Source organism: Leptolyngbya sp. GB1-A1 (assembly GCF_039962475.1).
Classification (GTDB): Bacteria; Cyanobacteriota; Cyanobacteriia; order Elainellales; family Elainellaceae; genus Leptolyngbya_A.
In genome coordinates this window covers 109,748-132,954 of the sequence record NZ_JAMPLI010000008.1, presented here as the reverse complement: position 1 = coordinate 132,954, position 23,207 = coordinate 109,748, and the positions used below count along the sequence as shown (strand labels likewise).

Sequence of the window (23,207 nt, the reverse complement as noted above, 5' to 3'; positions counted from 1 at the left end):
TGCCCCGCCTATCCCTGCAGCCCGCTGCCCCAGGCTCGACATCTTCTCACTCTGCACCAATTGAGCTTGCGCTTACCGGATTGCTTAAACCCGCTCGATCGCCTTGAGGTGAGAGCCAATCGTTTGCAGTAAATCTTTCCGCGTAAAGGGCTTTTGCAGGAATCCTTGAAATCCCACCTGTTCCGCTCTCGCAGTGATATCGGTTGAAGTCACGCCGCTCATTGCGATCGCACACAGATCAGGATTAAATCGACGTAACAGCGGCAAGGCTGTAAAACCATCCAGCGTTGGCATCATTAAATCCATCACGACGCAGCAAATGCTTTCTTCATGTTGAGCCAGCAGCGCGATCGCCCCAATGCCATCGTAGGCAGTCAGAACTTGATAATCCTGAGCCAGCAGCGTTTCCTGCATCGTTTCACGAATTGCGACTTCATCATCCACGATTAAAATTAGCTGTTGATCACCCGATCGCAACTCCAGCTCCTTATCGACGCAGGGGGCGATCGTTCGGCTAGCAGGCAAAAAGACTTTAAACTGGCTGCCTTTGTTCACTTTGCTTTGGACATCTACAAATCCGCCGTGACTTTTAACAATGCCCAGCAGCGCTGAGAGCCCTAAACCCGTTCCTTTGCCCACTGCTTTGGTGGTAAAGAATGGATCAAAAATGCGATGCAAATGCTCTGGCGCAATCCCGATTCCTGTGTCTGTAATGGTCAGAACTACATAGGAACCCGCCGCAGCGTCAGGGTACATTCGGGCGTACTGTTCATCAATCGTCACGTTTTCTGCGTTGAGCGTTAACGTACCCCCTTGGGGCATGGCATCGCGAGCATTCACACAGAGATTCATGAGCACCTGATGCAGGTGGGTTGGATCGCCGGAAACCATCGAGAGATCGGGAGCAATGGCAGTTTTGATGTCGATCGCCTTGGGCAATGTTGGCTCGATGATCTGCTTAATTTCGAGCAGCAAATCGTTAAGCTGGATGCAAACGCGCCGCCCTTCGACTCCTCGTGCAAAGGTGAGAATCTGTTTGACTAAATCGGCTCCACGACGGGCACTGGCTTCAGCAGTCTTGATTAAATCATGATTGTGATCGCTGAGGTCTGCTATTTTCAGCGGTAATAGCTGCATCACGACGAGAATTGGCGTGAGAATATTGTTCAGGTCATGTGCAATTCCCCCGGCAAGCGTTCCCAGGCTTTCGAGCCGTTGCGCTCGTAAAAACTGTGTCTCAAGCTGTTTCTTCTCGGTGATATCGATATGAATACCGAGCATCCGAACGGGCTGATCGCCTTCATAAAAGAGGCTGCTTTTCACCGCAATCCAGGGGGTGCTGCCGCTGACGTGTAGAATCCGAAACTCAGTATCCAGCCCATGTCGGTTCTCGATCGCCTGCTGAAGTTCCTGCTCAATTCGGCTCCGATCGTCTGGGTGCAGGGTTTGCATCCAGTCGTCGTAATGCCCATCGAAGCTACCTGGGGCTAAACCATATAACGCTTCAACTTCCGGTGTCCATGAAACCGTATTGGTTTGAATATTCCACTCGAACGTCCCTGCTTTTCCCGCTTTCTGCGCAAGTTCCAGCCGTTCCTGAATTTTCTGAGCGCGAGCGATTTCCTGCTGAAGTCGCTGGTTTGCCGTTTCAAGTTCGATCGTGCGTTCCTGAATGCGCTCTTCTAAAATTTCGTTGGCTTCGTGGAGGGCAACTGAAGCCTGTTTGCGCTCGATCGCGTACCGAATCGATCGGATCAGGATATCGGGATTGATCTGCCGCTTCACCAGATAGTCCTGTGCGCCCTGTCGAACTGCCTGGATTGCCAGTTCATCGTTATTGGTATTGGTCAGCACGACGATCGGCAGGTTGGAAGATTCCCCGATAAGGGTGTCGAGCGACTCCAGCCCGGTACTGTCGGGAAGCGTGAGATCAAGCAAAATAACGTCGAAGTGTTCGGCTCGCAAACAGGCGATCGCTTCACTGATTCGCTTTGCAGAGGCAAGATAAAACTGATTGACTACGGTGTTTTTTAGAATCTCCTGAAGCAAGCGCAACTCCGCTGCATTGTCCTCTACCAGCAGCACTTTGATAGATGAAGCAGAGCCACGCATCAAAGCGTGAGGGGCAGTGTCGCTGTTTCTAACCAAAATTCCTCGATCCCCCGAATAATTTTGAAGAGCTGATTGAGATTGCGCGATTTTGCAATATAGCAATTGACGTGCAGATCGTAGCTTTTGGTAATGTCCTCTTCGTTGCGCGATGTTGTGAGAACAACGACGGGAATGTGTTTCAGGGAGGGGTTCGCTTTGATTTCCGCCAGCACTTCCCGCCCATCTTTTTTGGGCAGATTGAGATCCAGCAGAATCAGATCGGGATGAATTACCTGATCCTGCTGAAGGTATTCCATGGCTTCCACACCATCCCGTGCGACGACAACATCACAGTCTACCCCCGTGCTTTTCAGGGCTTCCTGAATGAGCCGGATATCGCCTCGATTATCCTCGACGAGGAAGATAGTTTTTCTTCTGTCCGATCGCATGGCTGTGATCCCGCTCTCCTACCGGAATGGTGAAATAGAAGGTTGCCCCCTGACCCAGTTCAGACTCAACCCAAATCGTTCCGCGATGGCATTCAGCAATCTTTTTGCAAATTGCTAGCCCCATGCCTGAACCGGGATATTCATCGCGTGTGTGCAGTCGCTGAAAAATGACAAAGATGCGATCGCTAAATTTCGGGTCAATTCCAATTCCGTTATCGCGCACTGAAAAGAGCCACGCCTCTTCCCGACGCTCTACGCCCACATGAATTCGCGGTGCTTCACTGCTTCTGAACTTAATCGCGTTCGCAATCAGGTTCTGGAAGAGCTGCATCAATTGCGTTCCGTCTGCCACAATTTGCGGCATTAAGTCATGAGTCACGATCGCTTCGGTTTCAGCAATCCGTCCGCGTAGATTGCTCAGCGCATGGTTGAGGGCAGTTTCAGAATTGGTTAATTGCCATTCAATTCCCTTGAGATCGACCTTTGAGTAAGCCAATACATCGTCGATCAGGGTTTGCATCAAGCTCACGCCTTCCACCGCAAATTCGATAAACTCGCTGGCATCTTGGTCAAGCTGGTCGTGATAGCGCATCTCAAGTAACTGCACATAGTTCGCGACCTGGTTCAACGGCTCCTGCAAGTCGTGAGACGCGACATAAGCAAATTTCTTGAGCTCCGCGTTCGATCGCTCTAAATCCTGTGCCAGAAGTGCCAGTTCTTCCGCCTGCCGCAGCACAATATTGACGATCGCTTTCCGCAGTTCCAGGGTCGCTTGAATCTCCACTGGTTTCCAGGGCAGCGAGTTGAGGCGAACGGTTTCCTTCCAGAGTTCAAACGACTTACGAGGACAAAGCCACTGCCGATCGCCTGATTCTTGCAGCTCGTAGGCATGATTGGGATCACCGCCCCAGCTCACTGTTTGAATCACCTCTGGACGGAACCACAGCACATAGCTCCGCTTCGAGATGGGAATTGCCAGCAGTCCGCTTGCCACGTGCTTAAACCGCTCGGCATCCGAGTAGATTAAAGGCAGCGAACTGGTGTAGAACACTTCTTCATCCACATTTTTCGCAAGCCATTGAACGAGATAATTTAGCTCTTCCTCGGAAGGGGTTTGCCCGATCGTTGTCCAGCGTCCGCCAAAACAAATTGCCGCTCCTTTTGCGTCTGTCAGGTCAAGCAAGTTTGGTTCGGGCTGCATCAAGCCATCCACAAAACTGTTGGCTTCAGACATTGATTCGATCAGGACAGATTGTACGTGCGCCAGGTGCATCCGATAGTGATAATCCGCCGTTTCTTCACGGGTGGAAATCTCTGCAAAAATGACCCGCCCCAAAAATTCGCAGGCTTTTCGCAGCTCATAGGAAACGTATTTGGGCGATCGATGGTGGCAGGCAATTAATCCCCAAAGTTTGTCGTCTTTCATCAGCGAGATGGTCAGCGATGCACTTACGCCCATATGGTGTAGATACTCAATATGGCACTGGTAAGGACTTCGCAGAATGGACAGTGTGAGATCGGTGGGCTGCTGCGTAATTGGATTATTGCCTGGATAAAGCGAAGCCGGTTCGGCATGGGCATCGGGAATGACGCGAATCCAGTTTGACAAAAACATTTTGCGAGCCGGAACAGGAATATCCGATTCAGGAAAATGGAGACCGAGATAAGATTCCATCTCGTCTACTTTCTCTTCGGCAACGACTTCACCATGTCCATCTGCGTCAAATTTGTAGAGCATGACGCGATCGAAGCCAGTCACGTTACGCACTTCCCGCACAATCACCTGACAGAAGTCCTGTAGATTTGAGGTAGCTTCAAGCTGATTAATCGATGCCTTTGCAAGATGATAAAAACTCAGAAACGGAATGTTCTGCTGCGTAAATGCTGGCTCCAGCTCTAGCACCAGAAAACCATCTGCACTGCGATGGAAAACCGCATCAAACACACCATAGTCATCGCCGTTGCGCCGCACCCAGACGCGGGTGGGATTAACAAAATCTAGATTTTCTTCAGCTAACCCAGCTCGGAAGCGATCGACCTGAAACGAATCAAAAATCTCATCCAGTGTTTTACCCAGCAGCGAGGCAGGCGAGCGTTGCAGCAATGCCGTCGTATTGGTACTTGCCTGCAAAACAGTCAGCGTAGGCTCTTCCAGAATCAGCAAAATGCCATGTGGCTGAACCCCGGTCAAACTATGAATCGCGGGCTGTTTTAAACTGGTGAGATTAATGAGTTGCGTTTCCAAATTAAGATTGGTCATGATAGTTCCTTAGCTGTGCAAAGCGCACACCCTTATAAACAGCAATCGTTGAGGCGACAATATCCCAGCAGCTTCGTCTAAAAAATGAACAAAAGACTGACGAAACTCACTTCACTTGTTCTTCACTCGTTCGGCTTTTATTACGTTTCCTGAAGGGATACGGAAAACAATGCAAACGAATCAGTCAAAAGGTAGAACTACTATCTTTATTTTTGCTCTACGTTAGCAGCATAACGTAAAAGTCGTAGAATTTGAGTCGGAATTGTTAAGTAAAACAAAAGCCTATTTTGATTAAAATAAACCAATTTTTCTTAAGCTAAAGCAATTAAAAAACAGCTTTTAAGTTAATAAAAATTAGAATCCTTCAAGAAAAGTTTTAACAGGGATAGCGTTCTACTCTAACGGTAAAGTAACAATTCCCAACCAAAACTCCTTAATCCGCTGGACGATTTGGTGAAGCTGATCGCCATTTCGGGGATTGATGACATAGCTATTTCCTTGCAGCAAATAGCTTCCGAAGATGTCTTCCTCATCATCGGAGTCTGTCAAAATGATCACTGGAATTCGTCTTAGGCCTGCATTAGATTTTAATTCCTCCAGAACTTCTCGACCGCATCCTTTCAAACGAAGGTTGAGCAAAATTAAATCTGGACGCTGAGCCTGGGTATATTCTCCACGACGATGGATAAAATTAAGGGCTTCTGTACTTTCTGCGATCGCTTTGACTCGAGAGGTAACCGCACCTTCACGGAAGACGTTTTGAATCAGAACAGCTTGCTCTGGATTGTCTTCTAAAATTAAAATAAAGGGTTGAGACGAGGATTGTTCCATACTGAATATCCTACATTAATCATCAATAACCCTATTGTGTGGCTAAAACTTTGTCATCCTCAGAAATAATGCGATTTTGTTAATTTTCAGGTGTGATGAATCAATCAAACTGCAAGTGATTGTTCCGGTAGTGCGGCAATCTGATGTGGAATTGATAGAGTAGAGAAGCTCATTAATCAGAAATCAGGGGATGCAATGCCCTCTGTGGAGTCATCGCAAAGCCTATACGCATGGCAACATGCCCAATGGTCATCAACGCGATCGCTGCCCTACTTGCCATCAAACCTTTTGTGAGTCCTTTGATAGTCTCTACTGCCGTCGACCGCATCTGAAGAAGACGATTCAGCTTGCGTTTAAACCTGATTACGGGGCTGCTCAACTATGAACTGGCACATCCCTCCTGATTCATACAGGAGGTCTAGTTTTTGCAGCACAACCTGGAAGAAGTTGACCGCAATTAATGCGCCCTGACTTCCTGCGAGACTGGCTGCGAAAGTAGGACGCATTCATGGGCAAGTTGAGCGTAAGAGAACTTAAGCGACTTAAGCCACTCTTGCAAAGGTGAGGAGATCCACCATCGTAAAGTTTCCGTCTGTCCTTCCATTTCGGCGCGGTAGGGTAGGAGTCCAGGTTGGCTTCTGGCTCCAATAGGAGCTCGAGTCACTCAGCAGAAGTCCGAAGAAGACCTCGGCAATGATCCGGCTTCCCACCTGACCAAGCCTTTGTCCGCCCTGTTGAACCAGTGCCTCTTTCAGGATGTAGTACCACAGTGGCGTACTTCTATGGAAGTTGAGGTGTCTCAATTCTGCTAGTTCTTCTGGCGTGAGCGGGGTATACCCCAGTTGCTGAGCGATCGCCTGCCCTGATGGAATCCCATGTTGCAGATGACGTTCTAGATTGCGACCTGCAAGCGTTCTCACATCTTCCACCGGATCAGGCAAACCTGGACCCACAGGCAGATCGAACCTTGGCGAAGAGATAAACGGATCAATGCGCTTGTTCGGCTTCACTCTGGGCTGCACTACAGCTTGACCATTTCTCACCGCAACTTCTTGAACACCAAAGTCAAAGAAGATGTCCCACTCTACAAATCGTCTTGGTGCCCGCCGACCGCCGCGCAGATCATTCGGATCACCATCTTGGGGATCGATCACAGGGTCAAAAATGGGTGCACCGAACCCTTGGTTGGGTTTATAGCCTGGTCGAATCTGGCTGTGTCCAAATCGATAGACGCTAATCTGGAACTCGCGCGGCATTTTAGGTTTGGCAGAAGGCTGGAAGATGGTTGGACCGTTCTTCTTGACCTGCTCATAGACAACTGGATCGAGAGTCGCCTTCAGAAATTGATTGACGATGATGTACTGGTAGTGCCAGCGAACCAGACGACGGGCTTCCTCAAACATCCGCTTGGGATCGGAATTCGCAGGGTTCTGCTCCACTACATAATCAATCACCTGGTTATGAAACTTAAGGAATGCCAGATGGAGCTGAGAAATGATGACATTTTCATCGTTGCGGGGGTCAGCAATAATTGCACGTTGCTGGCTAGTTCGCGGTAGGTCACGCGCAGCTTCCATGTCAATCAAGAACTTGGTTGGGGCAGGACGCTGCAATTCTGGAGAGCGATCGTACAAGATGCTGTCTATATCTGGACCTCGTCCATATACACTATCCAGATCAAAAAATGGCGATCGCAGGTTTTTACTGTTGGTCACGGTCGAGGTCAGCGGCAGCGGATCAAAGGTAATGTCATGATCCAGGAATTGCCCCAAGAAGGTGAAACCAACCGTCATCTCTGGGTTTTTATTATCTGGATTACGTGTTGGATTGCCATCCAGTGGGTTCGTGATTGTAACGAGCGGATCTTGTGCATCCATCAGTCCGCCCTTCTTTCCCAAGATACGGAGGCGTTGCAGCACATCTTGCCGATTCTGTCCTTCTGCAAAGGAGGGCAGGCAAGGAAATAGCTTACTAAAATCGTTTTCTTCAGCTCGAACTGCATCTACCATAGGCATAAAGCTCCGGTAGAGCGAGTCCTCGAACATTGGAACATCCTGGAAAGATTGCTTAACGATCGTCTGCATAAACGCCTCCTAAGTTATTAGGGAGTCACTGTAGTTTCATTCTGGGTGGGGCATTGGCTTTTAACCTTACCCACACGGGTACTTTTTCGGCTTACAGTTGCGATCCGCTGTCGTCGATCGATAGAATCATGTGTCACGAACTAGATTCATCACAATAATTATCGATAGAATTTTGTGTCCCGAACCAGATTTATCACAATAATTTTTGAAACAAGTGCTTAACGTAATGGAGGCAATATCCTTTTCGTTTGCTATCAATTTGCTATCAAAAAGATTTCAGAACACAATTCCTGGATCTATCAAATGCTTCTCATCAGATTTTTTAGAATTCCATAATGTTGTCTCCCCTTTGTAAATGCTTCAATGCAGCGATCGGGAAGAAACAAAACTCATGGATAGCTCTGATTGAAACCCCTTAACTTATGACATAGTGTAATCGTTGATTTATGAGCGTATATGGAATTTCTGACTGTTCTGCTGGCTGCGGTGCTGGGCGTTTTGTCTCCGGCTGGGTTTGTCGCCGATCGCCTCGCTGCAAATGCCATTCGGCAGCAGTTTGACCACATTGAGGATTTAGCCGTTCGGATCGACAGCACGCCGAATTACCGCCTACTTCAGGGCAGAGCCGATCGGGTACAAATTGCAGGACGAGGCGTTTTTCCGATCGCTGATGTTCGCATCGATACGCTGGAAGTCGAAACCGATCCGATCGCCTTAAATCTGAGCGACGCAAACGATCTCAAGCAGCCAATTCAGGCAGGGGTGCGGCTTGTCCTGACACGGGAGGATTTGAATTTTGCGCTGCGCTCGGAACCCGTAACAGATGCCCTGCGCGACCTTAGCCTGAATTTTTTGGGCGGCACAGCACAGCAGCTTCAGCGATACGACTTTGTGGAGCCGCAGGTGCAGTTTATCGCAGGTAATTCTCCAGAAGCGGAAACTCGTGTGCGGTTTCAGGTGAGTTTAGTAGAGCAGCCAGCCGAAAAAACGGCGCAAACCCCACCGCAGAACAATCGGATTGAAATTACAGGAGAAACAGGGCTGCAAATTCTGGCAGGAAAACAGCTTAGCCTGGTCAATCCAGAAATTCGCATCAACAATGAAGCCGTGCCGCCGGAACTGGTGAACCTGCTTTTGGGCGGTATCAGTCAGCAGCTCGACCTAGGCAACTTGCAGGGCTCCGGCATTTTTGCCCGCATCCTCGACCTTCAGATCCAAGACGATCGCCTCACGCTCGCTGCCTTTGTCCAGCTTCAGCCCGGCTTCGATTTTTCCGATCGCTAATTTCCGAAATACCAGGAATCAAATCCGTAGTTATCCTGAATGTGGCTTACCCCACACCTGAACTTTCAGGAGGAATCCTGTAATGCAAGACCATCAATCCTCAACTCCGAGAACTTCCACGCCTCGCCGTGCCCCGGTCGTCATCATTGCTGGCTTAGCAGCGATCGGTTTAGCCATTGGCGGTGGTGTTGCCTGGTGGAATGGGCGCTCAGCCGCCCCAGAAGCAAACGCCCCGAGCTCAACCGCCGTTTCTCCTTCTCCGCAAACCGCTCCCGCACAGCAAACCGTTCAGATTTACTGGCTGAAAACGAACAGCGATCGAATTGAACTGGCTCCCGCTCCGGTCACTGTTCCTACGACTGGACAGCCCGATGCTACGCTCAAAGCTGCCTTTGAAACCATGTTGAAAGGCTCACCTGATGCCGCTCTCACGTCTACTATTCCCCAAAACACGCGCCTCCTTGGATTAGAAGCTAAGCAGGATGGCATTCACGTTAACCTTTCTCAGGAATTTACATCAGGCGGCGGCAGCACCTCGATGCAAGGCAGACTGGGACAGGTAATTTACACCGCAACGGCGATCGATCCCAATGCGAAAGTCTGGCTTTCAGTAGAAGGGAAGCCGCTCGAAGTGCTGGGCGGCGAAGGACTCGTGATCAATCAGCCCACTAGTCGATCGAATTTTGAGCAGAATTTCAGCCTCTAAACAATTTCCACTAATTTAATCACTTCACTGGGTATCACTTCACTGGGTGCCCTCTATTTCCCTATTTCTGCTCAGACGGAATCAACTGGTGTCTACACAGCAGACTTTAATAGGGACGGTTCTTCGTATCCCAACTCCTTAAAAAAATTCCCGATCGCCTGATGACAACCGGGAATGCTTTCGCTAATTTAATTCATGCTGATTAGCGATCGGAGAAGCAATTCAAGCGATTAAGCAGCTTGACGCTCTTTCGCTTCCTTGATCACAGCTTCAGCAATGTTATTCGGGCAGGGCGCGTAGTGCGAGAACGACATTGAGAACTGTCCCCGGCCGGAAGTCATGGTACGCAGGTCGCCGATGTAGCCAAACATTTCGCTCAGCGGTACATCTGCCTTAATCCGCGCTCCGGTAACACCCGTTTCCTGAGACTTCATCATGCCGCGACGACGGTTGAGGTCACCAATCACATCACCCATGTAGTTATCTGGCGTGAACACATCTACATTCATGATCGGCTCTAGCAACTGCGGACCTGCTTTCGGCATCGTCTGACGATAAGCTGCTTTTGCCGCAATCTCAAACGCGATCGCCGAAGAGTCAACCGGGTGGAAGCCGCCTTCAATTAGGGTGAACTTCAGATCCATGCAGGGGAAGCCTGCCAGCACACCTCTGTCGATGCTGCTCTCGAAGCCCTTTTGCACAGCGGGCCAGAATTCACGGGGAACGCTGCCGCCCGTCACTTTTGACTCAAACACAAAGCCCGTAGTAGGCTCGCCGGGTTCGATCGCATAAGTAATCTTCGCGTATTGACCCGAACCACCCGACTGCTTTTTGTGGGTGTAGGTATCTTCGGTGCGACGGGTAATCGATTCGCGGTAAGCCACTTGAGGCTTGCCCACTTCGACTTCCACGCCATAGGTGCGCTTGAGGATGTCCACCTTAATGTCCAGGTGAAGTTCGCCCATGCCCTTCAGAATCGTTTCGCCGCTTTCCTCGTCGGTCATCATGTGGAACGAGGGGTCTTCCTGCACCATCTTGGTCAGAGCTGCGACCATCTTCTCTTCACCGCCCTTCGCTTTCGGCTTAACAGCGATCGAGATCACGGGTTCCGGGAAGACCATCGGTTCCAGGGTTGCCGGGTTCTTCGGATCGCAAAGCGTGTGTCCGGTCTGGACATTCTTCATGCCCACGATCGCCACAATATCGCCTGCCTGTGCCGAATCGATCTCTTCACGTGAGTTTGCATGCATTTCCACCAAACGGCTGACCCGCTCGGTTTTGCCCGTTGCCGTGTTGAGGATCGTATCGCCCTTCGACAGCGTACCGGAATAGAGGCGGGTAAAGGTGAGTGCGCCGTAGCGATCGTCCATGATCTTGAACGCCAGTGCGCGTAGCGGCTTCGTGGCATCAACAGTCGCAAATGTACCCGTTTCGTTGCCTTCCAGATCCATTTCCGGCTGGGGATTGACTTCAGTCGGGTTGGGCAGGTAGTCCACCACACCATCCAGCACGAGCTGTACACCCTTGTTCTTAAAGGACGAACCGCAGAAGGTCGGGAAGAACGCCATCTTGATCGTGCCCGTGCGGATGCACTGCTTCAGTGTATCGATGTCCGGCTCGTTACCTTCGAGGTACTGCTCCAGCACATCGTCATCTTGCTCAACGGCGGTTTCGATCAGCTGTTCGCGGTAGGACTCGACCTGATCCACCATATCGGCAGGAACGGGTTCAATCCGGTAGTTCATGGGGTCGCCAGACTCATCCCAGATCCAGGCTTTGCGGTTCAGCAGGTCAATCACGCCTTTGAACTCGTCTTCGCGACCGATCGGCAGGGTCATCACCAGCGGCTTCGCGCCGAGGATCTGCTCTACCTGCTTCACCACGCGATAGAAATCTGCGCCCGTGCGATCGAGCTTGTTGACGTAGATAATCCGCGACACTTTGGACTCGTTGGCATATCGCCAGTTGGTTTCAGACTGGGGTTCTACGCCGCCCGAGCCGCAGAATACGCCGACGCCGCCGTCCAGCACTTTCAGGGAGCGGTAAACCTCGATCGTGAAGTCTACGTGCCCGGGAGTGTCAATAATGTTGAGCTGGTGATCGTTCCAGAAGCAGCTTGTAGCAGCAGATTGAATCGTAATCCCCCGCTCCTGCTCCTGTTCCATGAAGTCCGTCGTGGCTGCGCCTTCGTGAACCTCACCGATCTTGTGGATTTTGCCAGTTAGTTTCAGGATTCTTTCAGTTGTAGTCGTCTTCCCCGCATCAACGTGAGCGAAGATGCCGATATTGCGGTAACGAGTGAGGTCTTTCATTGTGTGCGTGTGTTTTCTAGATTGAAAATTTGACGAACCGTTGATCAGGATTTTAGGTTGATCAGGGTTGGGATCGATGATTGCCTGCAAGCGTTATCCAGGGACACCGTTGCTTGTTAACGACTGCGGGGAGAATTTCGTGACTGAAGAAATTAAGAAACCCTTTTCCACATTTACGGCAACATAAGCCATTGTAAAGTGTTGTGACTTAAAAGTGTGGTGTTGTAGACGCAGAAACACATCCTCCTATAGGTGACAGACAGGCTGAAGGCAAACCAACTCCTAAACAAACTTCTATTGTGCCCCAAAGCTGGAACTATCCTGCTGCTCAGCAATTCCTTTAAATCGTCTAAGTTTCGGTATTACTGGAAACCAGTATTACTGAAAATAATTCACTCTTCTCGCCTCCCAATTTTGGGAAGAGTTAATTAACGTTCAGGTTTCAAAGTCCCCCGGTATTAGGAATCTACCAGTATTGGGAATCTACCAGTATTGGGAATTTAAGAGGCAATGTAGAAGTCAGATCAGCAGTAGTCGTATATTCATCCGTTCCACTAACTTGCACTCATTCCAGCTTGTCTTCAGGTTTAGCTCTAGAACAGCCTCATGAATCGATCCCTCTTTGCTTTCCTTTTGTTTGGTACAACTCTGGTTTCCAGTCTTGGTCGCTTCAGCACCCCGTCAATACAGATTTCTCTTGCTCAAACGCTTGCTCAAACTCCACCGCTCTCCTATCTAACTCAATCTGCTCCGGTAGACTTCAGCACCCTTCGATCGCAGCTTCGGTCTCAAAACTGGCAGGCTGCGGATGCTGAAACTCGCCGTATTCTCCAGACATGGGTGCATCCCAACGGAGATGTCTTCAGTTCACCGCTTGCCAGCAATATTCCGCCTGAAATTCTGCAAACCCTCGATCGCCTCTGGATAGAAGCCAGCAACGGGCGGTTTGGGTTCAGCGTTCAGCGGCGAATTTGGGAGGAAGCCCAATCCCAGCATCCTAACAATACCGACACGGCTGCTAAGGCCTTTGGCGATCGAGTCGGCTGGACTCGCCCGACCCCCAACCCAGAAAACTTCGTCTCACCCGACTGGCTCACAGAACCAGAGCTAAATTACTCAAAGGAAGCTCCCGCAGGTCATCTACCCTGGGCAGGCATTGACTGGGAGCGAATTGATGCCATGCTGAATGCTCAAAGCTGTGGAAGCTGCATGATTGATGCGATATATCTTCAAGGGGAACGCTTTAATCGCTATTTGCCCGTCCTCTTCAACTGGCTTACCACCGCCCTGGAATCTCCTTTATCAAGAGCGGGCTCCTGGCAGCAGGCAAGCCTTGCCTATTCGATCGATCTGAGGACGCTTTACGCCAACAGTAATCCAAATAATTCTTGTCCGGTCAATGAACTGGCAGAGGCAATCAGCCCCGATAGCACCATTCTAGCGATCAGCAGCTACAGCTATGAGCGATCGTGTGGCGGAAACCCGAACCAGAACCGGAACAACAGTACGCTGGCAATCTGGAACGCCCAGCGCGGCAATCGGATTGTTACCCTGCTACGGGGACAGGCGACTGAATCTTTCTCCTTTACAGGGCAGGCTCAGGAACCGCCGACTGAAGCCAATCGAATTGTGGGAGATGTTGCCAATGCGATCGCATTTACCCCAGACAGTCGCCTGATTGCCGCCGGACTCTCAAACGGTACAGTGCGTCTCTGGACAACAGATAAAGGAGAAGCAGTGCGGAGGTTTACCGGACACCAATATGCGGTGAGGGCGATCGCCATTAGCAAAGACGGTCAGTTGCTTGTCAGTGCCAGTGCCGACCAGACAATCAAGCTCTGGAATCTGAAAACAGGTCAACTCCTCCGCACGATTCGCCTTAATTCCTCAGACGGCATTGCCCATACTGTACTGATCAGCCCGGACGGTCAACGGCTGGCAACGGCAACACATCGCAACACGCTGCACCTCGGGAACGCTCAAACCGGACAGATCATTCGCACCTTTACTCAGGCAGCTACTCAGGCAGCCGATCGACCCCCTGGACTCCCGATTACCTTCAGCCCTGATGGACAAATTTTGGCAACGGCGGATCGCGATCGCTCTGTTAAGCTCTGGAATGCCGCTACCGGAGCACGGATGAAAACGCTGAGTAGCCATACAGAAGATATTCAGCATCTCGCCTTCAGCCCAGATGGCACACTGCTTGCCAGCACGGACGCCAAGAATGCCCATCTCTGGAACCTGCAAACCTATCAGTCAGTGCAGAGTCTTGATTTAGTACAGTCGGCGGGACACCCCGTGATGCCGAACAATTTGGCAGAGGTGTCTTTTAGTCCAGATGGGAAAGTCCTTGCGACCAGCACGCTGCTGCTGCCGTTGATTCAAAGCGAACCCATTCCTCAGCAGGGCATAACGCTCTGGGAAGTCGCAACTGGGCATCCGCTCAAGCAGATTCATGAAGTCGCCCAGTTCCAATTTAGTCCCAATGGGCAGTTTTTCATGGCAAACGGTCAGAGCGTGCAAATCTGGCAGCCTTATCGCAGTCTGATTAGAAATGCGATGCAAAGCAGTTTTCTCATGGGGCGATCGAACTAAACTGAGGAACTTGCAGAATGAACCCCCTAATAGTGAACTCCCTAATAAGCGTATGCCTGGTAAACCTCAGCGGCAGATCGGTCTTCTAGAGATGCCACTACCGGGTTAAACCGCAGCAGATGACGGGCGCGATCGGACAGCTTATGCCACTCCTCACGGGGAATCTGAATCGACACTTCTGGGCGAAATAGCCAGCGTCGGCTATAGCCAATCACTGCCATCGGGCGAGGGGTATCAGTGTGGTTGGGCGTTCCCCGGTGCAGTCCACGCACATCTCGGATCATGACATCACCCATCTTTAGGGTAATGGGTTCGAGCTGCACGGCTCCTGCTTCCAGTAGACGAAGTCCCTCTTCTTTCGTGACCCGGTGCGTTCTGCGTGCCACTTCAAACGGTCCATTTTCCGGCGTCACATCTACAAGCGGAAAATTCACGGCAAGCTGAAATGGAGGAGTCTCTTGCTCAATCTCTGGGAATAGGGGGGGCGCGTCCCGGTGAATGGCTTGATACTCTGACCCCAAAAGCGGCGTATCCGTTGCAAGCTGACACATCACAGCATCTTCACCCACTAACCTGGCAACGATCGCCAGAACATCGTCGTCTTCATAAATTGCTGGGTCGGCAAACGGAGCCATAAAGGGCAGCGTCACGTAGTAGCGGGATGTCCCTCGATTTTTCAGGTTGCCTTCGCGATCGATATGTTCTGTGAGCAGCGGCGTAAAAGCTTCCTGCCATGTCTGAAGGGTATCTGACGAGAAGTGATTGCGGAGAATGCAAAACCCGTCCTCTAAAACGGCTTGCGTGAATGCTTGAATCTGTTGCTGGCTGTAGCGTTCTGTCATACCCGTTTGAACCGTACATCAAAAGCCTCTCAATCTTAAGAAGCAAAGATTTTCTTGGTGTTAAAAGTTACAAATTGTAGCCATCAGCTTGTAATTGAATCAGCGATCGAATTTCCTAAAATCGCCCTGATCAAAGCTCAGTTAAGATACGCTGAAAGCAAGAAACACAGTCAAGGAATGCCTCGATAAGTACCGTCCTGGATTTATCACCGATCGCCCAGCTTACTCGTGAACAGTTTTATCAGCGCTGCATGGGAAATCGCGACATCCTGCTCGAACGATGCTCAAACATCTGCTTAGGCAATTACTTTTAACTTAACTTTGAACGGGGCGATCGTTATTGCTAGTCTTTCTGATTCAGTAGAGGGTGATGGATATCTTCTGCCTGACTTCTGCTGCTGACCCTAAAAATACTCAATCTTAAAATTGAACGTATCTCTAAAGAAAGGATCTATATAAAGCACGGCTGTACATACAATACATTTGCTCTTAATCAATTAATTACCAATCCATGGAGCGATTGCCAGGCAAGGGCTAGGGCGAAATTATTTAATAAGTTTGAGTGGAACAAAGAGGTGTTTTTCTATGCCAAATCCAAACTTGCTAAGGTAAGTTGAAAGAACTGGTTTTCTTCCCGTTTAAAAATCGAATTTGAGATTTACCTTATGAATTCTTCAGAATCGTTCGGAAGACAACTCGGTGCATTACATAGCCGTTTAGAGAAACTTTATGCAAATCTTGACCAACCTACGGCTCTTTCAACAGAAGCTGTTGATTCAGTCTGGAAGGATCTGGGAATTGCGGCTGAAGAGCTACAAGTTGCAAACGAGGAACTGAGCCAACAAAGCGACCACATTGCACAAATGTTGCAGGACGCATCGGTGCAGCATCGCTATTATCAAAATCTAATTAATCACATTCCTGAAGCGTATCTCACGACCACCCTGGAGGGAAAAATCCAGGAGGCAAATCCGATCGCCGCTGGGCTATTCAACCTGCCCCAGTCTATGCTAATCGGGAAACCGCTGGTAACTTTTGTGCCGCCAGAACAGCGGATGCTATTTCGCACAGAAATGCTGCGTGTCGCTCAAGAAAATCGCCCCTACACCTGGTCATGCTGGTTTCAGCCCCAAAGCTTGACTCCCATCCACCTAACACTGACCGTTTCTGCTGCCGCCCATGTCCAGCAAGAACAGAGCAGCCTGCACTGGATTTTGCGCGAGGCAAACGAAGCCTGGATCAAATCTTCTTTTCCCCAGCAAGAGAACTTTGCGAACGAGGACGATCGTGAGCTGACAATCGATCGCCCCATTCTTCGCTATAGCAAAGGCGAAGCGATCCCGCTCACTCCTCAAAACCTGTGGCTCGTGCATGAAGGACTAGTCAAGCTGCATACCCTGACTGAAGAAAACGAAGAGGTGCTGCTGGGGTTGATTGGGTCTCTGATGCCTTTTGGCTCTGGCTCATCCTTTTTGCCCGTTTATCAGGCGACTGCTATGACCGATGTGCAGCTTCTCCAGTTCTCGACCGCAGAAGTGAAAACCTATCCCCACTTGGCGCGGCTGATTCTGCCCAAGCTCAACGATCGATTTCAGCAGATGGAATCACTGCTCTCGATCGCCGGACAGCGGCGCGTTCGCCAACGACTCTATCTCTTGCTGCGGCTGCTTAAACAAGAGATCGGAGAACCGATTGCAGGCGGAGTGCGGTTAAAGCTGCGGCTGACCCACGAAGAAATTGCCAGTGCCTGTTGTACCAGTCGAGTTACAATCACACGCCTGCTAGGCGAGCTGCAGCGACAGCAGAGAATTGCGATCGACTCCCGCTTCCACATCGTAATTTTGAACTCTGAGCTTTAGAGACCAATTACTCATTAAAAAAACCGGAAGGCTGTCTCCCGGCTTTCTTTTGATTTAGAACAAGTTAGCTCTGGTTAGTAGGTTTCAACGTGCCAGCGTTCTTTGATCGATCGCTGATACTCTTTCCAAGTGATGCCTTCCTTCGCGCAGGCTCCCGCCATAGCAGCATCAATCCCGTCTTCCATGCCCTTCAGACCACAGATGTAAGTGTGGGTTTTTTCCTGCTTCACCAGGTTCCACAGCTCATCGGCGTGTTCTCCAACACGGTGCTGAATGTACATTCTGCCGCCTTCTGAGTTCTTCTGCTCGCGACTGATGGCGTAGGTAACGCGGAAGTTATCAGGAAACTTGGCTTGCAGTTCGTCCAACTCTTCTTTATAAAGAATGTTGGGCGTAGTAGGAATCCCAAAAATCAGCCAGGCAAATCCCTTAAACTGGTAGTCGGTGTTGACTGCCCGCTCGTTGTCCTTAAACATCCGCCACAGGTATGCCCGCATCGGCGCAATCCCGGTTCCGGTTGCCATCATAATGACGTTGGCTTCGGGGTCAGCGGGCAGCAGCATCTCCTTACCCACCGGGCCTGTGATCTTCACATCATCGCCAGGGTTCAGATTTTTCAGGAAAGTCGAGCAAACACCGTACACGGTTTCGCCCGATTCAGGGTGCTTGTATTCAAGCTGACGCACGCAAAGAGAAACGGTCTTGTCGTCTACGTCGTCGCCGTGACGGGTTGAGGCGATCGAATAAAGTCTCAGCTTGTGCGGCTTTCCTCTATCGTCGGTTCCTTCGGGGATAATGCCGATACTTTGACCTTCAATGTATTTGAGGTCTCCACCAGAAATATCAAACTTGATGTGCTTAACGGTACCGATGCCGCCTTCACCCACAAGTTCCTCGTTGGAGATGCACTTGCCGATATAGGGGTTATTCGGACGATAGATGTTCACGGGAACATCGGGCTTTGCTGCCCTTTCTTTAGGCTGAGCTTTCGGCTGAGATGACGGTGCCTGAGTCATTGGCTTGCTCTCTTCTGCTGACTGAACGGTTATAGGCTCGGTCTTTGCTGCTTCAGAGGACGCTTTGCCGTTAACTCCACCTTCAGCGGTGACAGGGCGGATGCTGACAATTCTGCCACCCATGCGCGTGATCCGCTGCATTTCCTGGTTCATCCGCGAATAAGGGACAGTGATAAACACACTGCCGCTCTTCCGAATCGGATAATCCATTTTGTCAGTTTCTTCGTTCTGGCGTAGCCCTTCGACTTCGTAAATAAACAGGCGGTTACCGTACTGCGTGTTGGAAGCACCACCCACTGCGCTTGGATTGTACATTGCTAATCAACTATTCTCCTAACCCTCATTATTCAGCACGATCGACCTATCAGCCTAATAGTCGGCTCAGTAGATCGTTCAACGCTGGTGCCACCACAAGTCAACTCCATGCGGCACAAACCCAAGGAGTCGCCAATGATTAGGTATTAGCGTAACATTGCCAAGCAGTCCTCTGATACAGACTTGAGATACAAAAACGGGCAGGATAGGAATTCCTACTCTGCTCCAGCCCTAGCATACCGGCTTCGGCAGAGTCAGACTGTCCTATCCGAACGATTTCTACTAATTTCAGGTTCGATAATGGCTTAAGGGTCGGAAATCTATCGAAAGTTTGAAGTTTTGCCTGCTTTGTCTCCAAATCGCTTCTTCTTAAAAATCATCTTGAATTGCCCTTGAACCGGGGATCACATTTTGATAACATTCCAATATTAGAAGTATAAATACTTAGTCGGACTTGCCTGGTTTGATCTCCAAACTGAGGCGATTCTAGCTGAATGTAAACTTGCTGGGCATGAAGCAAAGGAAGAAATTGCTTTCTCTCTATGCTTTTAGTACAGCCACCTCTCCGGTTCACTGTCCTGATGCAGCAAATCGCGAATCCAGACAATTCAAACTTTGAGCGTTCCCCATTAGATCTAGTAGTAGATCTGGGTTCACCTTAATGGTTTGATAGTTTAAGCGATGCTTGCCGTGCAAAAGGCGGAGAGAGTCATCCGTTCGAGATCTAACTTTATAAATCTGTGTTCGGATCAGCAAAATTCGGATCAGAAAGGTCAGATCGCAAAGTTCAGATCAAAATCTATCGAGTGAAAACCGTTCTTGTTGCCTAGAGGAAACCTATGACCAGTAAGCCAGACCGTGTGGTTCTCATCGGCGTTGCCGGAGATTCCGGCTGCGGCAAGTCAACCTTTCTCCGTCGCCTGGCAGATTTGTTTGGCGAAGAACTGATTACCGTGATCTGCCTTGACGATTACCACAGTCTGGATCGCAAGCAGCGCAAAGACCACGGCGTCACCGCACTGAATCCCGCCGCTAATAACTTTGACCTAATGGCGGAGCAGGTGGCCGCTCTGAAGAACGGTCAGGAAATCATGAAGCCGATCTACAACCACGAGACAGGCATGATCGATCCGCCGGAACTGATCAAGCCTACCCCGATCGTCGTGATCGAAGGCTTGCACCCGATGTACGATGAGCGCGTCCGTGCCCTGCTCGACTTCAGCGTCTACCTTGACATCGACGACGAAGTGAAGATTGCCTGGAAGATTCAGCGTGACATGGCGGAGCGGGGTCACACCTACGACGACGTGCTAGCTGCCATCAACTCCCGCCGTCCTGATTTCGAGGCATATATTAACCCCCAAAAGCAGTATGCCGATGTGGTAATTCAAGTCCTGCCGACTCAGCTCATCCCAAATGACACCGAGCGTAATGTGCTGCGGGTGCGGCTGATTCAAAAGGATGGCGTGGAAGGCTTTGAACCCGTTTACCTGTTTGACGAAGGTTCGACGATCGACTGGATTCCCTGCGGTCGCAAGCTGACCTGCTCTTACCCCGGCATTAAGATGCACTATGGTCCCGACGAGTACTACGGTCACAGCGTCTCAGTACTAGAACTCGATGGACAGCTCGATCGCCTCGAAGAAGTGATCTACATCGAAGGACACCTGAGCAACACCTCGACCAAATACTACGGCGAGATGACCGAACTGCTGCTTCAACACAAAGAGTATCCTGGCTCGAGCAACGGCACAGGCTTATTCCAGGTGTTGACAGGTTTGAAGATGCGCGCAACCTACGAGCGTCTGATGGGCGTAGAAGCCAAGATGTCGAAGGTCGCTGCAAACTAGTAGGGCGTTACCCCAGAAGGGAAACTGCTTCGCATCGGGCTTTTGACTCGGCAGGTTTGAATTGAATTCATTGAATGAACAGATGACTCCCAGGCTTTGATCTGGGAGTTTTTGTTGGGCGATTGAACGTTAACCTTGCTCAGGATCTACCCGATAAGGACGGACAACACGTTTGCCAGTAAATCATTGCGGCTATTGCGGCGAGTCAAGACAACTTCTGAAGTGACAAGCCGAAAAGAGCTAGTGCACTAATGTCATATTCCCAACTTATTGCTTCAGTAGGAATACGGTAGGTTCGAGAAGATGACAACAAAGGATTTAATCCTGAAATTCCGTATTTGCCGCCACGCGCTCCTTGTATTCCTATGATTTGATTAAGGTACATTCCTTTTTTATCGATTCGCTCTTAAATTCGCCTGTGTCCAAATTCGCTGATTAGATTTCCCCTTCTTCAAATTTTTCTCCCATAGTTTATTCTGTTGTCACCTATGGTTTTCTACTTATTTGGAGCCACGGCTACCTTCAGCATTCTGTTTCACGCCTTCTGCAAAGACACGACAACTTCAAAAACAGACGTTACTTCCTGGCTTGTCTTGTTGATAGCAACTTTAATCTGGTTCATCACCCTTCCCCGAATTCTGCAAAAGAAACTCCAGCCTGTAAAAACGCCTTATTATCAAGGGTGGGCGAAGTCGAGCAACTTCTGAAGAGCTTATTCCTGACGCTTACACTGGCTGACTAATTCTACAAAATGGCCTGAAAGTAACCTCAACTAATAACATTGGAATCCTGAGTTGTCCTGCCAACTATTGAGTACCGTCGATGGTTGCAGGACGTTTCATTACAAATTGACATGAGGGTGCTGGAGTTAACGAGCGGAAGGTGATTTCAACCGACAAGCTTATAAAGGACTGCTGTAGCTGCAATACAATAAGTTAAAGAGTGAACGGATATCAAAACTTCGCCCATTAATGTAGTTCTGATGCTTGACCTGCGAGTCTACGTTCGTGAATCTACTAGCTCAACTTCATACCCTGCAAGTTCGTACCCAAGTTAAAACTGATCTAAACTCTCTAGGGCAGGTGCTTTCCTGGTTTGAGCAGCTTGCTTGCCCGGTTCTGCCTCGTACGATTTGGCTTCAGTGCCAGATTGCGCTCGCAGAAGCCTTCACCAATGCTGTGCGATATGCCCATTGCAGCAAGCCCGCTGATACGCCGATCGAAATCGAGGTGACGTTCAATAGAACCACACTCGAAATCCGCATCTGGGATTATGGAGCCGAATTTGACCTGGAGAATTTCCTCCAGAAAGCTCCTTTGGTTCCAGAGCAGGCTGAAGGAGGGCGCGGTTTACGGCTGATGGAAAAAATTGCTGATGGGCTGGCTTATTGGCGAACAGAAGATCAGCGCAACTGCCTGCTAATTGTGAAAAATATCCTTCCTGAGGGGTAAGAATTCGGGCATTGCTGATTGAATACAACGATCGCTTATGTCCCTCGTGCCCCGCTTCCCTGGATTCTTTTTCCCCTGCTGCTTGCCTTTTGCCTTAAAGCCTTTGCCTCGATCTTGAAACGGGGGCTTAGATGAGTTCTTGCTATTGGGCTGCAACGGCTCCTTGAGCAATTGATTCTCCGACTTGACTTCCTTGTATTACCGTTCTAGCTGTTCAATGCGCCCCGTACGTCAGCAATGATAAGCAATCGAGCCGGATTAATTATCAGCATAACTTCAACAATAAAAACTCACAGGCAGGCGCAAAAATTACCTGACCTATGAGTTTTTGCATTCGGATTTAGGGAATTAGATCAACGAATCCCGGTAGAACAACCCTAATTACAGGTTCGGATTGTTGACGATCGGGTTGCCGTCTTTGTCGATGTTGAGTTCTTCACGGCGCAGAGTTTCATCTGCAACCACGGTATCGCGATCGATTTCCTTCCGTACCGTTACTTCCTCGCGCAGGACGGTTTCTTTGCGAATGTCGGGCGTTTCTTCGTAGACTTCCATCCGCACAGCGTCATCATGGAAGGCATCACTCGTGTCGCCAGCCACCACCTGGCCAGCAGCGGTGCGCTCGATGACAACCCGCTCTCTCTCGATGGGGACTGCAACATGCGCGGTTTCAGTTTCAACTGTTTTACCGATCGCTACTTCACCCGTCTTCTGGCGGTGCTTGTTAGCAATCAGGCGTTCCTGATACAGCTTCAGAGTTTGGTGGTCGCGATCGTTCATGCCATACATAGCAGCGTCACGATCGTAGGTGTAGCTGTTGCGATCGTAGGTGGTGTCAGCGGTGACAGGCGTATCGATCGTATCCATTGCCGTCATGTCAGAAGTCATCATGCCAGCCGTTGATGCCGTACCCATTGTGGTTGCAGCAGTCGTAGTACCCATGGACGGACGATAAACGCCACGCACTTCTTCTTCGTAGTCGTAGTCAGTTTTTTCCAGGTCGTTGAACTTAGGTAAAGCTTCAACCTGCTCGCGAGTCAGATTGGTTGCATAGATACGCTGGGAGGTAGAATCAATGCTTGCCATACCAACAGGCAGCAGCACTTTCTTACCGAAAATCCAAAATCCACTGTCAACCACAAAGTAGCGGAACTCACCTGTTTGATCATCCACTAAAATGTCATGCACAGAGCCAACCTTATCATCGCCTTGAGCATAGACATCATAGGACTTAACATCATCAAGGCTAGAACCCATTT

16 protein-coding genes and 1 pseudogene are annotated in these 23,207 nt (G+C 49.8%); 6 read left to right on the top strand and 11 right to left on the bottom strand.

The features are described from left to right. Positions 1–84 precede the first annotated feature (84 nt). The 6 genes from NDI45_RS11130 to NDI45_RS11105 all read right to left on the bottom strand — a co-directional run bounded on the left by NDI45_RS11130 (position 85) and on the right by NDI45_RS11105 (position 7,715). A complete protein-coding gene (locus tag NDI45_RS11130) occupies positions 85–2,112 on the bottom strand; it encodes a response regulator (protein ID WP_348247354.1) in 2,028 nt (675 codons plus the stop codon). Beyond that, a complete protein-coding gene (locus NDI45_RS11125) occupies positions 2,112–2,540 on the bottom strand; it encodes a response regulator (RefSeq protein ID WP_190793716.1) in 429 nt (142 codons plus the stop codon). The genes NDI45_RS11130 and NDI45_RS11125 overlap by 1 nt, the downstream gene beginning before the upstream one ends. Next, complete coding sequence (locus NDI45_RS11120; protein ID WP_348247353.1) at positions 2,497–4,800, bottom strand: ATP-binding protein; 2,304 nt, start codon at positions 4,798–4,800, stop codon at positions 2,497–2,499. The genes NDI45_RS11125 and NDI45_RS11120 overlap by 44 nt, the downstream gene beginning before the upstream one ends. A gap of 393 nt (positions 4,801–5,193) precedes the next feature. Then, positions 5,194–5,631 carry a response regulator gene (locus NDI45_RS11115; protein ID WP_348247352.1) on the bottom strand — a complete coding sequence of 146 codons (438 nt, stop codon included), beginning with the start codon at positions 5,629–5,631 and terminating at the stop codon, positions 5,194–5,196. Between the two features lie 353 nt (positions 5,632–5,984). Further along, positions 5,985–6,137, bottom strand: coding sequence for a hypothetical protein (locus NDI45_RS11110; protein WP_190793719.1), 153 nt, complete (start codon positions 6,135–6,137; stop codon positions 5,985–5,987). A 36-nt stretch (positions 6,138–6,173) separates the two neighbouring features. Then, the gene (locus NDI45_RS11105; protein ID WP_348247351.1) at positions 6,174–7,715 is read right to left on the bottom strand and encodes a heme peroxidase family protein; all 1,542 of its coding nucleotides are present in this window, start codon (positions 7,713–7,715) and stop codon (positions 6,174–6,176) included. A 456-nt stretch (positions 7,716–8,171) separates the two neighbouring features. On the opposite strand from NDI45_RS11105, the gene NDI45_RS11100 reads away from it, so the two are divergent. Next, positions 8,172–8,999, top strand: a complete 828-nt coding sequence (locus NDI45_RS11100; protein WP_190793721.1) for a DUF2993 domain-containing protein — start codon at positions 8,172–8,174, stop codon at positions 8,997–8,999. Between the two features lie 82 nt (positions 9,000–9,081). Further along, on the top strand, positions 9,082–9,705 hold the full coding sequence (locus NDI45_RS11095; protein WP_348247350.1) for a GerMN domain-containing protein: 624 nt from the start codon (positions 9,082–9,084) through the stop codon (positions 9,703–9,705). A 230-nt stretch (positions 9,706–9,935) separates the two neighbouring features. On the opposite strand, the gene fusA is transcribed toward NDI45_RS11095, so the two are convergent. Continuing rightward, positions 9,936–12,017, bottom strand: coding sequence for an elongation factor G (gene fusA, locus NDI45_RS11090; protein WP_348247349.1), 2,082 nt, complete (start codon positions 12,015–12,017; stop codon positions 9,936–9,938). A 606-nt stretch (positions 12,018–12,623) separates the two neighbouring features. Between fusA and NDI45_RS11085 the strand changes: the two genes are divergently transcribed. After that, the gene (locus tag NDI45_RS11085) at positions 12,624–14,615 is read left to right on the top strand and encodes a GUN4 domain-containing protein (protein ID WP_348247348.1); all 1,992 of its coding nucleotides are present in this window, start codon (positions 12,624–12,626) and stop codon (positions 14,613–14,615) included. A gap of 41 nt (positions 14,616–14,656) precedes the next feature. On the opposite strand, the gene NDI45_RS11080 is transcribed toward NDI45_RS11085, so the two are convergent. Further along, complete coding sequence (locus NDI45_RS11080) at positions 14,657–15,457, bottom strand: phytanoyl-CoA dioxygenase family protein (protein ID WP_348247347.1); 801 nt, start codon at positions 15,455–15,457, stop codon at positions 14,657–14,659. Between the two features lie 665 nt (positions 15,458–16,122). On the opposite strand from NDI45_RS11080, the gene NDI45_RS11075 reads away from it, so the two are divergent. Then, positions 16,123–17,316, top strand: coding sequence for a helix-turn-helix domain-containing protein (locus tag NDI45_RS11075; protein ID WP_190793725.1), 1,194 nt, complete (start codon positions 16,123–16,125; stop codon positions 17,314–17,316). 74 nt (positions 17,317–17,390) lie between these two features. Here NDI45_RS11075 and petH read toward each other — a convergent pair whose 3' ends face one another. After that, positions 17,391–18,647, bottom strand: a complete 1,257-nt coding sequence (petH, locus tag NDI45_RS11070; RefSeq protein WP_190793726.1) for a ferredoxin--NADP reductase — start codon at positions 18,645–18,647, stop codon at positions 17,391–17,393. Between the two features lie 839 nt (positions 18,648–19,486). Between petH and NDI45_RS11065 the strand changes: the two genes are divergently transcribed. Next, positions 19,487–20,497: a phosphoribulokinase gene (locus tag NDI45_RS11065; RefSeq protein WP_190793727.1), complete on the top strand. Its 1,011-nt coding sequence runs from the start codon at positions 19,487–19,489 to the stop codon at positions 20,495–20,497. 1,007 nt (positions 20,498–21,504) lie between these two features. Then, positions 21,505–21,948 carry an ATP-binding protein gene (locus NDI45_RS11060; RefSeq protein WP_190793728.1) on the top strand — a complete coding sequence of 148 codons (444 nt, stop codon included), beginning with the start codon at positions 21,505–21,507 and terminating at the stop codon, positions 21,946–21,948. Between the two features lie 34 nt (positions 21,949–21,982). Here the strand turns inward: NDI45_RS11060 and NDI45_RS11055 are convergent. Both NDI45_RS11055 and NDI45_RS11050 read right to left on the bottom strand, forming a co-directional pair. Then, a pseudogene (locus NDI45_RS11055) lies at positions 21,983–22,173 on the bottom strand (IS66 family transposase); the annotation flags it as partial. 156 nt (positions 22,174–22,329) lie between these two features. After that, positions 22,330–23,205 (bottom strand): DUF2382 domain-containing protein, encoded by an 876-nt coding sequence (locus NDI45_RS11050; protein ID WP_348247346.1) that lies wholly within the window; start codon positions 23,203–23,205, stop codon positions 22,330–22,332. Positions 23,206–23,207: the final 2 nt, after the last annotated feature.